The sequence below is a fragment of the Noviherbaspirillum sp. ST9 genome, from assembly GCF_048799745.1.
In the GTDB taxonomy this organism is placed as follows: domain Bacteria; phylum Pseudomonadota; class Gammaproteobacteria; order Burkholderiales; family Burkholderiaceae_D; genus Noviherbaspirillum.
Window position 1 is genome coordinate 503,691 of record NZ_JBLWFR010000004.1, and the last position, 13,428, is coordinate 517,118.

Annotated in this window: 12 protein-coding genes; 4 read left to right on the plus strand and 8 right to left on the minus strand. The window is 61.0% G+C overall.

Annotated elements, in window-relative coordinates; all coding sequences use genetic code 11:
- Window positions 1-81 precede the first annotated feature (81 nt).
- From ACNOHI_RS11545 to ACNOHI_RS11570, 6 genes are read right to left on the minus strand one after another with little or no spacing between them, the layout of a single operon-like run.
- Window positions 82-1,578: an RNA polymerase factor sigma-54 gene (locus ACNOHI_RS11545; protein WP_420474803.1), complete on the minus strand. Its 1,497-nt coding sequence runs from the start codon at window positions 1,576-1,578 to the stop codon at window positions 82-84.
- Window positions 1,579-1,597: 19 nt separating this feature from the next.
- Window positions 1,598-2,338, minus strand: coding sequence for an LPS export ABC transporter ATP-binding protein (gene lptB / locus ACNOHI_RS11550; RefSeq protein WP_420474804.1), 741 nt, complete (start codon window positions 2,336-2,338; stop codon window positions 1,598-1,600).
- A 1-nt stretch (window position 2,339) separates the two neighbouring features.
- Window positions 2,340-2,888 (minus strand): lipopolysaccharide transport periplasmic protein LptA, encoded by a 549-nt coding sequence (lptA, locus tag ACNOHI_RS11555; RefSeq protein ID WP_420474805.1) that lies wholly within the window; start codon window positions 2,886-2,888, stop codon window positions 2,340-2,342.
- Window positions 2,889-2,925: 37 nt separating this feature from the next.
- Entirely contained in the window at window positions 2,926-3,507 is a 582-nt protein-coding gene (gene lptC, locus ACNOHI_RS11560) for an LPS export ABC transporter periplasmic protein LptC (protein WP_420474806.1), read from the minus strand.
- A gap of 9 nt (window positions 3,508-3,516) precedes the next feature.
- The gene (locus tag ACNOHI_RS11565) at window positions 3,517-4,041 is read right to left on the minus strand and encodes a KdsC family phosphatase (RefSeq protein WP_420474807.1); all 525 of its coding nucleotides are present in this window, start codon (window positions 4,039-4,041) and stop codon (window positions 3,517-3,519) included.
- Entirely contained in the window at window positions 4,041-5,069 is a 1,029-nt protein-coding gene (locus ACNOHI_RS11570; RefSeq protein WP_420474808.1) for a KpsF/GutQ family sugar-phosphate isomerase, read from the minus strand. The genes ACNOHI_RS11565 and ACNOHI_RS11570 overlap by 1 nt, the downstream gene beginning before the upstream one ends.
- 240 nt (window positions 5,070-5,309) lie before the next feature.
- On the opposite strand from ACNOHI_RS11570, the gene ACNOHI_RS11575 reads away from it, so the two are divergent.
- Together ACNOHI_RS11575 and ACNOHI_RS11580 are read left to right on the plus strand one after the other, a co-directional pair.
- Window positions 5,310-7,295: a monovalent cation:proton antiporter-2 (CPA2) family protein gene (locus tag ACNOHI_RS11575; protein WP_420474809.1), complete on the plus strand. Its 1,986-nt coding sequence runs from the start codon at window positions 5,310-5,312 to the stop codon at window positions 7,293-7,295.
- Window positions 7,296-7,390: 95 nt separating this feature from the next.
- Window positions 7,391-8,299, plus strand: a complete 909-nt coding sequence (locus tag ACNOHI_RS11580; protein ID WP_420474810.1) for an AEC family transporter — start codon at window positions 7,391-7,393, stop codon at window positions 8,297-8,299.
- On the opposite strand, the gene ACNOHI_RS11585 is transcribed toward ACNOHI_RS11580, so the two are convergent.
- Both ACNOHI_RS11585 and uvrA read right to left on the minus strand, forming a co-directional pair.
- The gene (locus tag ACNOHI_RS11585; protein WP_420474811.1) at window positions 8,296-8,574 is read right to left on the minus strand and encodes an acylphosphatase; all 279 of its coding nucleotides are present in this window, start codon (window positions 8,572-8,574) and stop codon (window positions 8,296-8,298) included. The genes ACNOHI_RS11580 and ACNOHI_RS11585 overlap by 4 nt on opposite strands.
- Before the next feature lie 14 nt (window positions 8,575-8,588).
- On the minus strand, window positions 8,589-11,441 hold the full coding sequence (gene uvrA, locus ACNOHI_RS11590) for an excinuclease ABC subunit UvrA (RefSeq protein WP_420474812.1): 2,853 nt from the start codon (window positions 11,439-11,441) through the stop codon (window positions 8,589-8,591).
- A 145-nt stretch (window positions 11,442-11,586) separates the two neighbouring features.
- Between uvrA and ACNOHI_RS11595 the strand changes: the two genes are divergently transcribed.
- Together ACNOHI_RS11595 and ssb are read left to right on the plus strand one after the other, a co-directional pair.
- Entirely contained in the window at window positions 11,587-12,777 is a 1,191-nt protein-coding gene (locus tag ACNOHI_RS11595) for an MFS transporter (protein ID WP_420474813.1), read from the plus strand.
- Between the two features lie 53 nt (window positions 12,778-12,830).
- On the plus strand, window positions 12,831-13,319 hold the full coding sequence (gene ssb, locus ACNOHI_RS11600) for a single-stranded DNA-binding protein (RefSeq protein ID WP_420474814.1): 489 nt from the start codon (window positions 12,831-12,833) through the stop codon (window positions 13,317-13,319).
- Window positions 13,320-13,428: the final 109 nt, after the last annotated feature.

Sequence of the window (13,428 nt, forward strand, 5' to 3'; positions counted from 1 at the left end):
ATGGATGGCGTCGCTGGAGGTTCGCACGTGCCCGCGTAGTCGAGCTACGCCGAACACAGCAACTACACTACAACACGAAAGCTACAGGGATTTGCGCAGATTGACTGGAGGGATTTTCAGGGCTTCGCGATACTTCGCGACGGTACGTCGTGCCACGACCATGCCTTGCTCCCCCAACATATCCGCAATTTTGCTGTCTGAGAATGGATTCTTGGGGTCTTCTGCTCCTATCAATTGTTTGATCAGCGCGCGGATTGCCGTCGATGAAGCTTCGCCCCCCGCTTCTGTGGCGACGTGGCTGCCGAAGAAGTACTTCAACTCGAACATGCCATGGGGGGTCAGCATGTACTTTTGAGTTGTCACACGAGAAATAGTACTCTCGTGTAAACCCAGTGTATCAGCAATTTCACGCAAGACAAGAGGGCGCATGGCGACGGCGCCATGGGAGAAGAAATTGCGTTGGCGGTCGACAATCGCCTGGGCGACGCGCAGGATCGTGTCGAAGCGCTGGCGCATGTTCTTGATCAGCCACTTGGCTTCCTGCAGCTGCGAAGTAAGCGACCCCTCACCCTTGCTCTGCTTGAGGATGTTGGCGTAGAGGGCATTCACGCGCAGGCGCGGCATGACGTCATGGTTGAGGAAAACCTGCCAGCCGTTCTTTGTTTTCTTGACAATGACGTCGGGGACGACGTAATCGGACGCATCCGAGGCAAACAGCGCGCCGGGGTGCGGATTGCAGCTGCGGATGACCGCCTGCGCCTCACGCAGGTCTTCTTCGTCGCAGTCGAGTGCCTTCTTCAGCTTGTTGAAGTCGCGCTGCGCGAACAGGGCGAGATGATTTTCGACGATGTCCAGCGCGCGGCGGCGCGTCACGAGCGCAATTTTCGGAAAGCGACGGATCTGGATTGCAAGACACTCGGATGCATTGCGTGCACCGACGCCTGCGGGCTCAAAGCTCTGGACCAGTTTCAGTGCGACGGCGAGTTCCTCGAGTTCGATCCCGAGCTCTTCCGGCAGACGTGCGTGGATTTCCTCGAGCGGTTCTTCAAGGTAGCCGTTGTCATTGAGCGCGTCGATGATCAGTTCGACGAGTGCGCGGTCGCGATGCTCGCGCACAGTGACGCGCATCTGCTCCAGCAGGTGCTCGCGCAGTGTGACTTCGTGGGCCTCGAGCTGAGGGCGTGCGTCGTCGTCTTCGGGCGCCTTTGAGGTGCGCGCGACGTCGTCGAAACTCCAGTCGCTGTCGCCGGAGCTGGCATCCGATCCCTCTGCGTTGCCACCTTCAAACGCACCTTCGGGTTCTTCGGATGAAGACGCGCTGCTGCTGCCTTCCGCTGCCGGTGCTTCCGTCGTGCTGCCGTTTGCCGTCGGGGATGCGCTGATGGCGCCGTCAGCAAGCAGGCGAACGGAATGGTCGAGGGGATCGTCGACCCGCTCCAGCATCGGGTTGTCCGAGAGGATCTGTTCCAGCTCCTGGTGCAGCTCGAGCGTCGACAGCTGCAGCAGGCGGATCGACTGTTGCAACTGGGGCGTCAGCGCCAGATGTTGCGAGATTCGAAGTTGGAGTGTCTGTTTCATACGTTCTGGTCTTCTTCCGTCACATCCGGAAGTGTTCACCCAAATACACGCGCCGCACCGACTCGTTTGCAATGATGTCGTCAGGACGGCCGCTTGCCAGGACTGAGCCCTGGTTGATGATATAGGCTCTGTCGCAAATGCCCAAGGTCTCCCGCACGTTATGGTCGGTAATCAGCACGCCGATGCCGCGTTCCTTGAGGAAGCGCACGATGCGCTGGATTTCGATGACCGCGATCGGATCCACGCCCGCAAACGGTTCGTCGAGCAGCACGAAGCGCGGGTTGGTCGCCAGGGCACGCGCGATCTCGACGCGACGGCGCTCGCCGCCCGAGAGCGAGAGCGCCTGGTTTTCGCGCAGGCGCTCGATCTGCAATTCGGCGAGGAGCGTGTTCAGCCGCTTGTCGATTTCAGCCTTGGAAAGCGGCTTGTCGTCGATACGTTGCAATTCCAGCACCGCGCGGATGTTGTCCTCGACGCTGAGCTTGCGGAACACCGACGCTTCCTGCGGCAAGTAGGACAAGCCGAGCGTGGCGCGCCGGTGAATGGGCAGGCGGGAAATCGCGACGCCGTTGAGATCGATTTCTCCGGCGTCCGACGGCACCAGCCCCACGATCATGTAGAACGACGTTGTTTTGCCGGCGCCATTCGGACCGAGCAGGCCGACTACTTCACCGCTCGCAACTTGCAGCGAGACATCGTGCACGACCTGGCGCGTGCCGTAGCTCTTTTGCAAACCGTTGACTACCAGTGTGCTCGTCATCTCATTTGTCCTTTGATTCGGAGCGTGGCTGGATAATGGCCTTGATACGGCCGCCGCCGGGCTTGTTTGCACCGGTCGCCGTGTTGTTCACGGTGAAAAATTCGGCGCGGCTGTCGTAGGAGATGAACTCGCCTTCAACTTCGTCGGTCGGCTTGTTGCCTTCGAGGCGGCGCATCTTTGCCTTCGAGAACAGTTTCACCATTTCGGACTTGCCGTCGTATTCGATGCGTTCTGCTTGACCTTCCATCCACTGATTCGGGCCGGCGTCGCGCTTCTGGCGAAAGGTCGCCACGCCGCCAGGCGGTGCGAACAGCGTCGCGAACTGGTAGCCGGCGGGATCCTGCGATACCACCAGCTTGTGCGCGCGCATGATCAGCGTGCCGCGCGTCAGGATCACGTTGCCGGTGAAAGTATTGACCTGCTTGATGTCGTCATAGGCCATCTGGTCGGCCTCGACATTGGTCGGCTTGTCGGAATCGGCTTTTTCCGCGTGCGCATTGCCTGCGACCATCGCGATCAGCGTCATCAGCAACAAGAAAAAATGTTTCATGAAAGATCTCGAATAGGAAGCATCAAGTTATACCGAATCAGCGCACGCGGGCTTGATACGTGCCATGAACATTGCTCGTCAGGTTGAACTCCCGCGTTGCATTGTTCGCCACCATGCCCGTACCCGTCAGCTTGGCGCGGTCCGTCGTGATTTCAACCGGCTTGTCGGTCTTCATCACATCGTCGTCCGGAAGCACCAGCATGTACTCGGTACGGATACGAATCGGCTCCGCCGTTGCGGATGCCGGCCTGTCCATGCGCACGTTTCGGTACAGGTGCACCTGGCTGTTGTCGCTGTTGACGCGCGCGCGCTCCGCACGAATGGTCATCGGTGCATTGGCATCGCGGATATTGCTCACGACAGGATTCACGATGTCGTACGAATCATCCTGCGGATTGTGCGTCATTCTTTCGCCGGCAACATGGTATTGCGCCGAGCCTGTCTTCGACAACTTCACGTAGCTGAACTTTTCAACGTAGAAATCAGGTTCACTGCGCTCCGGGCTCGGGACAACCGTATCGGTCGCGCGGCGCATGACTTCGTACAGCCAGAAACTGGCCAGTGCCAGCACGACCAGCGGCGCGAGTGTCATGAATAACCGGATGCGCCATGGCCGCATGCTCTGCACCTACTTCAGGTAGGGCGCCAGCGCCGCTTCGTAATTGCCCTGGGCGCGCATGATCAGGTCGCACAGCTCGCGCGCCGCACCTTGACCGCCATTCGCCTTGGTCACGTAATGCACGCGCGATTTCACTTCGCCATGTCCATTCGGGACACTGGCCGCGAATCCGACGCGCAGCAGGATGGGCAGGTCGATCACGTCGTCGCCGACGAAGCCGCATGCTTCCCGCGCCGTGCCGGTCTTGGCTAGCAGTTCTTTAAACGCTTCCAGCTTGTCGTGCACGCCTTGATACAGGTGCTGCACACCGAGATCGGCCGCGCGCTTGGCGACGATGGCGGACCTGCGCGCGCTGATGATCGCGGTGGCCACGCCCGATTGCTGCAGCAGCTTGATGCCGTGCCCGTCCAGCACGTTGAACGTCTTGATCATTTCGCCGTCGGGGGCGTAATGCAGACTGCCGTCGGTCAGGATGCCGTCGACGTCGAAGATCATGAGCCGGACTTGCGCTGCCCTTGCCAGTATGTCTTGCATCAGATCACCTTTGCGCGGGTCAGGTCATGGATGTGCAGCGCGCCGACGAGCTTGCCGTCGGCATCGGCGACCAGCAACTGGTTGATCCGGAAATGCTCCATCAGCTCGACGGCCTCGACCGCGAGCTGATCGGGCAGGATGGTGCGCGGATTGGCGTGCATGACATCCGACATTTTCAGCTTGCCGAAGTCCTGGACGTTCTCGATCAGTCGGCGCAGGTCGCCGTCAGTGAAGATGCCGACGGCGCGTCCGGCATCGTCCACCACGGCCGTCATTGCCATGCCTTTCCGGGTGATTTCAAGCAGGGCGGCCGGCAGGGACACGTCCGGCTTGACCATGGGTACTGCGGCACCGCTGCGCATGACATCCCGCACATGGGTCAACAGGCGGCGACCAAGTGCACCGCCGGGATGGGAGCGTGCGAAATCTTCTTCGCGGAATCCGCGCGCGTCCAGCAAGGCCACGGCAAGCGCGTCGCCAATGGCCAGCGTCGCGGTCGTGCTCGCGGTCGGTGCGAGGTTAAGCGGGCAGGCTTCCTTGTCGACGTGGACGTTGAGGTGAACGTCGGCGAGTTGCGCCAGGCGCGAAGCGTCATTGCCGGTAATGGCGATCAGCTTGGCGCCCATGCGCTTGATGATGGGAATGATGGAAACGAATTCGGCCGCTTCGCCGGAATATGAAATCGCGATGACGGCATCGTTCTCCGTGATCATGCCAAGGTCGCCGTGCAGGGCTTCCGCGGCGTGCACGAACAAGGCAGGCGTGCCGGTAGAGGCCAGCGTGGCCGCAATTTTGCGGGCGATATGCCCGGACTTGCCAATGCCCGATACGACGACGCGCCCGCTGCATTGCATGAGCAAGCCCATGGCTTGGGCAAAGCTGTCGTCGGGGCTGTCGGAGAGCCTGCTCTTCAGTGCGAGCAGGGCGTCGGCTTCGATCTGGATCGTCTCGCGCGCAAGCTCAAGCGCGCGCCGCGCATTTTTCGCGTCGAAGTCTTTCGGCAAGGTTTTTGCATCGGTTACACTCATGCCGGAAGTATAAACGAATTACGAAAGCAAAAAATCTGCCAGTCAGAACAAAAAATTTAACTTTGAGGGCCATCAACGGCTGTTTTTATTTCGTAAGTCCTTCATTCTTAAAGCAATCGTGCAATTAGGAAAATGTGCCGGCGCACTCCAGCGTGTCCGCGCCGTTGTCGCCGCACCGCATTGCGGGAGTGGATGACCAACGCAGGCTTGCACCAGACCAGATCACTTGAATAACCATTAATGTTTTCGGCCCTCGAACTTACCTTGATCCTGCTGAGCGCCGCCGTGCTCGGCGTGGTCGCGTTCCGCATGCTGCACCTGCCGCCGATGCTGGGTTATCTCGTCGTTGGCATCGTGATCGGCCCGTTCGGCTTCGGCATGGCAGAGCAGAGTGCGACCACGCACGTGCTGGCCGAGTTTGGCGTGGTGTTCCTGATGTTTTCGATCGGGCTCGAATTCTCTCTGCCGAAACTTGTGTCCATGCGGCGCACGGTATTCGGACTCGGCATGGCGCAGGTGTTGCTGACGATCGCGGCAACCATGTTGTTCGGCTGGCTGATGGCGCATTTCCTTCCCCAGCTCGTCGATATCAGCTGGCGGGCGGCGTTTGCGCTTGGCGGCGCGCTCGCCATGTCCTCCACGGCCATCGTCTCCAAGCTGCTGACGGAACGCCTCGAGCTCGACAGCCCGCATGGACGTCAGATCTTCGGCATCCTGCTGTTCCAGGATCTGGCCGTCGTGCCGCTGCTCATCCTCGTGCCCGCGCTGGCCAAGAACACCAGCGACCTGCTGCCGACGCTGGCGCTGGCGACCATGAAGGCGGGCATCGTGCTCGTGCTCCTGCTCGTGATCGGCCAGCGCCTTATGCGCAGCTGGTTCCATATCGTGGTCAAGCGGCGGTCGCAGGAACTGTTCATGCTCAATCTGCTGCTCATCACGCTCGGGGCAGCATGGATCACCGAGAAGGCAGGCCTGTCGCTCGCGCTGGGCGCGTTTGTCGCCGGCATGCTCATCTCCGAAACGGAATACAGGCATCAGGTGGAGGAGGACATCAAGCCTTTCCGCGACGTCCTGCTGGGTCTGTTCTTCATTACCGTCGGCATGCTGCTTAATGTCAGGCTGGTGCTTGAAAACTGGTGGCTGGTGCTGTTGCTGCTGACCGGGCCGGTGCTGCTGAAGTTCGGCCTGATTGCCGCGCTGACAAAGTTGACCGGTGCGTCGACGGGTACGGCGCTGCGCACCGGCCTCGGCCTCGCCCAGGCCGGCGAATTCGGTTTCGTGCTGCTGAACCAGGCCGGCGGCCTGCAGCTGATGGATCCGCTGCTGATCCAGCTCATCCTGGCATCGATGGTGCTGTCCATGCTGGTTGCGCCGTTCATCATTGCCAAGTCCGATGCCATCGTGATGAAACTATCGGCAAACGAATGGATGATGCAGTCCCTGGCGTTGACGCAGATCGCGACGCGCACCATGAGCACGCAGAAGCACGTGCTGATTGCCGGCTTCGGGCGTTCCGGACAGAGCCTTGCCAAATTGCTGGAAGAGGAGGGCATCGCCTATCACGCGCTCGACCTTGATCCGGATCGTGTGCGCGAGGCGCAGGCGGCAGGCGCCAACGTTTCCTTCGGCGATGCCGCTCGACGCGAGAGCTTGGTCGCTGCTGGCATCCATCGCGCGGCTGCGCTGGTCGTGACCTATGCCAGCACGCCATCAGCACTGAAGGTGCTGCATTTTGCGCACGAACTTGCTCCCGCACTGCCGGTGATCGTACGCAGCCACGACGACTCGGACCTCGACAAGCTCCGCGAGGCCGGTGCTGCCGAAGTCGTCCCGGAAGCCATTGAAGGCAGCCTCATGCTGGCCTCGCATGCACTTGTGATGCTGGGCGTGCCGCTGCGCCGGGTCGTGCATCGCGTTCAGGCGGCGCGCGACGAGCGCTACGCCTCTCTGCGCGGCTATTTTCACGGCGCCAGCGACGCGCAGGAGGATGCGGAACACTTGCATGTGCGCTTGCACTCCGTGACCCTGCCCGAAGGTGCGAACGCCATCGGAAAACCGCTGTCGGCGCTGAAGCTGGCGGATGCCGGGGCTGAAGTCACCATCGTGCGACGGGGCAAGAGCCGCATCGATGTGACGCCGGAGACGGTTTTGCACGCGGCAGACATCATCGTGCTGCGCGGCACGACCGAAGGTGTGGCGCGTGCAGAGGAACGCCTGCTCAAATAAGCCGCGGCGCATGAATTATTACTGAGCGGAAACGCATTTCCGCCAATCTCGCTACAATGCCAGGTTAGCTTCGCCCTTTCCGAAAGAATCACGCCATGCAAGTGTTTGAGCGCATCCTCGGCATCATCCTGCCGGTCTTCATCATCATCGCAGTGGGGTACGGATATGCGCGGATCAGGGGCGAGCGTGTCCGGAATGACATGGCGTCGGTGAATCGCGTGAGCATGGATGTGCTGTGCCCGCTCCTGGTGTTCACGGCGCTTGCTGCAAAGGACTTCGACCTGGCCCATAACGGGATGCTCATCCTTGCCGGCGTGCTGATCGCCCTGGGCTCCGGGTTGATCGCCTGGCCCGTCGCGCGCCTGCTTGGGTACGACGTGCGCACCTTCATTCCCCCAATGATGTACAACAATTGCGGAAACATGGGCTTGCCGCTCGCGGTGCTGGCCTTCGGCACCTCGGGATTGTCCGCTGCGGTCGCCTTGTTCATGGCCTGCAACCTGATCTACTTTTCCGTCGGGATCAAGATCATTGAAAGCGGGCGCAGCTACCACACGCCGATGTGGAAATTCCTCGTCAGCCCGATGATGCTCTCGATGGTGATCGGCATGCTGTTCGCGATCTTCAAGATCGCACTGCCGGCGCCGCTGATGATGGCGCTGAAGATGCTGGGCGATTCGTGCATTCCGATCATGCTGTTCGCGCTTGGCGTGCGCATGCTCGATGTCAATTTCAAGAGCTGGCACATTGGACTGGTCGGCGCGGTGGTCTGCCCCGTCGCTGGCCTGATCGTCGCCTGGCTCCTCGATGGCGTGCTGAACTTGACCGAGGCGCAGCGCGGCCAGATGTACCTGTTCGCGTCGCTGCCGCCGGCGGTGTTCTGCTTCATGGTGGCGGAACAGTACAAGCAGGAGCCGGACAAGGTCGCGTCGATCGTGCTGCTCGGGAATCTTGCCGCGCTGGCGTTCGTGCCGCTCGGACTGTGGATGGGATTGCCGCGTTAAGCGGTCGGGCGCACGTCGAAGCGGCCGGGGGACAGGGTTGCGTCGTCAGTGTCGCTGACGACAACCTCTTTTACCTTTGCGGACGTGGGGCCGCGCCTGGACCACGCGATGATCTTCTCCACGGCGTCAGGCGCGCCCTGAATCATCGCTTCCACCGAACCATCCGCGCGATTGCGCACCCAGCCCGACAACTGGAGGGCGCGCGCCTGCGCTTCGAAGGACGCGCGATAGCCAACGCCTTGCACAAGTCCGACGATACGCAGGTGGGTCGCCATGGTTTCTCCTTGCCTTACTTTTTCTTGAGCATCGGGGCGAGATACTTGCCCGTCACGCTCGCCGCATTTTTTGCGACGTCTTCCGGCGAGCCGGAAGCAATGATCCGGCCTCCGCCCGCGCCGCCTTCCGGCCCGAGGTCGACGATCCAGTCCGCCGTCTTGATGACGTCCAGGTTGTGTTCGATGATTACCACCGTATTGCCCTGGTCGCGCAAGCGGTGGATCACTTTCAGCAGCAGGTCGATGTCGTGGAAGTGCAGGCCGGTGGTTGGCTCGTCGAGAATGTAGAGCGTGCGGCCGGTATCGCGCTTGGACAATTCCAGCGACAGCTTCACGCGCTGCGCCTCGCCGCCTGACAGCGTCGTCGCACTCTGGCCGAGCCGGATGTAGCCGAGGCCGACGTCGAGCAGGGTCTGCAGCTTGCGCGCCACGACCGGCACCGGCTTGAAGAACTCGTGCGCTTCCTCGACGGTCATCTCCAGCACTTCGTGGATGTTCTTGCCCTTGTACTGGACTTCCAGCGTCTCGCGGTTGTAGCGCTTGCCGTGGCAGACGTCGCAGGGGACGTACACGTCGGGCAGAAAGTGCATTTCTACCTTGAGCACGCCATCGCCCTGGCAGGCCTCACAGCGGCCGCCCTTGACGTTGAACGAGAAACGGCCAGCGCTGTAGCCGCGCTCCTTCGCTGAAGGTACTTCAGAAAACAGGTCACGGATCGGCGTGAAGACACCGGTATAAGTCGCCGGATTCGAGCGCGGCGTGCGGCCGATCGGCGCCTGGTCGACGGAAATGACCTTGTCGAAGTGCTCCAGTCCGCTGATCGTTTCATAGGCCGAAGGCTCGCTCTGCGAGCCATACAGATGGCGTGCAGCGGCGTGGTATAGCGTGTCATTGACCAGCGTCGACTTGCCCGAGCCGGAGACGCCGGTCACGCAGGTCAGCAGGCCGACCGGCAGTTCCAGCTTCACGTTCTTCAGGTTGTTGCCCGAGGCGCCAGTGATGACGAGCTGACGTTCCGGGTCGGCGGCGGTTCGCTTCTTCGGGACATGGATGGCCAGCGTCCCGTTCAGGTACTTCGCCGTCAGCGATTTCTTGTTCTTGAGGATGTCGTTGAGCGGCCCCTTGGCGATCACCTCGCCCCCGTGCACGCCGGCGCCCACGCCCATGTCGACAATGTAGTCGGCGCAGCGGATGGCGTCTTCATCATGCTCGACCACCAGCACGCTGTTGCCGATGTCGCGCAAATGCTTGAGCGTATTGATCAGGCGGTCGTTGTCGCGCTGGTGCAGGCCGATGGAAGGTTCGTCCAGCACATACATGACGCCCGTCAGGCCGGAACCGATTTGCGAGGCGAGTCGAATACGCTGCGCTTCGCCGCCAGAGAGCGTATCCGCACTGCGTTCCAGCGACAGGTAATCGAGACCCACGTTGTTCAGGAACTTCAGGCGCGACACGATTTCCTTGATGATGCGGTCGGCGATTTCCTTCTTCGCGCCAGTCAGCTTGAGCTTCTCGAAGAATTCCAGCGTATCGCGTAGTGGCGTGATCGCCACTTCATGGATCGAGCGTTCCTGCTTGCCCGTGCCGACCTTCACGTAGCGCGCTTCCACGCGCAGGCGCGCGCCCTTGCAGGTCGGGCATTCCTTCTGGTTGATGAACTTCGCGAGTTCTTCCTTCACCGCCATCGAATCGGTTTCGCGATAACGGCGCTGCAGGTTATTCACCACGCCTTCGAAGGTGTGCTCGCGCACCACGGCGCGGCCGCGTTCGTTGATATACGTGAACGGAATCGTCTGCCGGCCGGAGCCGTACAGCACCGCCTGCTGCGCTGAATCAGGCAGCTTTTCAAAGGGCATGTCGATGTCGAAGCGATAGTGCTCGGCGATGTTCGACAGCATCTGGAAATAGAACTGGTTGCGCCGGTCCCAGCCCTTGATTGCGCCGCTGGCGAGCGAGAGGTTGGGGAAGGCGACGATGCGCTTGGGGTCGAAGAATTCAATATGTCCCAGGCCGTCGCACTCCGGGCAGGCGCCCATCGGATTGTTGAACGAGAACAGGCGCGGCTCCAGTTCCTGCAGCGAGTAGCCGCAGGTCGGGCAGGCGAACTTGTTGGAAAACAGGTGCTCCTTGCCGCTGTCCATTTCCAGTGCGATGGCGCGGCCTTCGGCCAGACGCAGGGCCGTCTCGAAGCTTTCGGCGAGGCGCTGCTTTACTTCCGCCTTGATTTTCAGGCGGTCGATGACGACGTCGATGGTGTGCTTCTCCGTCTTCTTCAGCTTGGGCAGGTCGTCGATTTCGTAAATGCGCGCGGCGTGCGTGCCGCTCTGAATGCGGAAGCGGACAAAGCCTTGCGCCTGCATTTCCTCGAACAGGTCGACGTGTTCGCCCTTGCGGTTGGCGACCACGGGCGCGAGGATCATCAGCTTGGTATCGTCCGGCATGGCCAGAACGGCGTCGACCATCTGCGACACCGACTGCGCCGCCAGCGGATTCTCCGGATGGTCGGGGCAATATGGTGTGCCCACGCGTGCGTAGAGGAGGCGCAGGTAGTCGTGGATCTCGGTGACGGTGCCAACGGTCGAGCGCGGGTTGTGCGAGGTTGCCTTCTGCTCGATCGAGATCGCGGGCGAAAGGCCTTCGATCAGGTCCACGTCGGGCTTCTCCATCAGTTGCAGGAACTGGCGCGCATAGGCCGACAGCGATTCGACGTAGCGGCGCTGGCCTTCCGCATACAAGGTATCAAATGCCAGCGACGATTTTCCAGAGCCGGAGAGCCCGGTAATGACGATCAATTGGTTGCGGGGCAATTCCAGATTGATGTTCTTCAGGTTGTGCGTGCGCGCACCGCGAATTCTTATTTCTTCCATGAACTGCTTTCAACTTGCGTCCATCGGACGCTTTATACGGGTCAACCTGATACTATAACGGGTTTTGAAGGCCGCCGTATCGGCCCATGCCACTCTGTCTTTCTGCCTGATGTCATCGATTCCCTCCGCCGAACCTAGCCCGCGCATGTCGCGCCTGGAAATCCGGGCCAGCGCTTCCCTCGCGTCGATCTTCGCGCTGCGCATGCTCGGCATGTTCCTGATCCTTCCCGTGTTTGCCGTTCATGCAAGGTCGCTGCCCGGCGGCGACAGCGCCACCATGGTCGGACTGGCAATGGGGATCTACGGCCTGACGCAATCGTTCGGCCAGATTCCGTTCGGGGCGGCTTCGGACAAGTACGGCCGCAAGCGCGTCATCATCATCGGCCTGATCCTGTTCGCGATTGGCTCATTCATTGCGGCCGCGGCCTCCAACCTGACTTGGGTGATCTTCGGCCGGGCCATCCAGGGCGCTGGCGCGATTTCGGCGGCGGTCACCGCGTTCATCGCCGATTCGACACGCGACGAGCACCGCACCAAGGCCATGGCCATGGTGGGTGGATCGATCGGCCTGACCTTCGCCATTTCGCTGGTCGCCGCGCCCGCCATGTACAAGCTGATCGGCATGGAGGGCCTGTTTGCGCTGACCGGCATCCTGTCCATGCTGGCCATCCTCGTCGTGCTGTACGTCGTGCCGCCCGCGCCGCCCAAGCCGCCAGTCAAGAACGTGCCGTTTTCGGAAGTGCTCGCCGACCGCGAACTGATGCGCCTGAACTACGGCGTGTTTGCCCTGCATGTCACGCAGATGGCGATGTTCGTGATCGTTCCGTCGGCGCTGGTGAAGTACGCGGACCTGCCGCTCGCCACGCACTGGAAGGTCTACCTGCCGATCGTCCTGATTTCGTTTGCCGTGATGATGCCGCCGCTGCTCGCCGGCGAAAAGCGCGGTCTGATGAAACAGGTGTTCCTCGGCGCGATCGGGTTGATGGTCATCGTGCAGGCAGGGCTCTGGATGTTCCTGTCCTGGCCGACGATGCCGTCGACGATCCTGATTATCCTGTTGCTGATGTTCTTCGTCTCGTTCAACATACTGGAGGCCTGCCAGCCGTCGCTGGTTTCCCGCATTGCGCCCCCGGCTGCCAAAGGCGCGGCGCTCGGCGTCTACAACACCTTGCAGGCGCTTGGCCTGTTCTGCGGCGGCGCTCTCGGGGGCTGGCTGCAGCAGCATCTCGGCGCGCCGGCGGTGTTCATTTTGTGCGCGGTGCTTACAGTTGTCTGGCTTATAATTGCCGCCGGAATGAAGAACCTGCCACGTCGAGGAGCGGCGCGTGCCGCCTGATCCGTTTTACCCGTATACAACACGTTTGTTTGATTCAGCTTTAGGAGAAATTTATGGCATCCGTTAACAAAGTCATCATCGTCGGCAACCTGGGGCGCGACCCGGAAACGCGCTACATGCCGAACGGCGACGCGGTCACCAACGTCGCGGTAGCGACGACTGAAAGCTGGAAAGACAAGAATTCGGGCGAAAAGAAAGAGTTAACCGAATGGCATCGCATCACCTTCTATCGCAAGCTTGCCGAAATTGCCGGCCAGTACCTGAAGAAGGGTTCGCAGGTCTATGTCGAAGGCCGCCTGCAAACGCGCAAGTGGACCGACAAGGATGGCGTTGAGCGCTATACGACTGAAATCATCGCCGACACCATGCAGATGCTGGGCAGCCGCCAAGGCATGGGCGGTGGTGGCGGTGGCGGCGGTTCGATGGACGACGATTACGGAAGCGCACCGGCGCCGCGTCAAAGCTCGGGCGGCGGACAGGCGCGCCCTGCTTCCCGCCCCGCGCCGAATTTCAGCGATATGGACGACGACATCCCGTTCTGATGTCCGCCCAGGAAAGTTGGCAAACCCCGCTCCGTGCGGGGTTTTTTGCTTCTTGAATCAGATGTTTGTGACTTTTTCTGCATTTTCTGCAATAAGATTTCTACCGCGA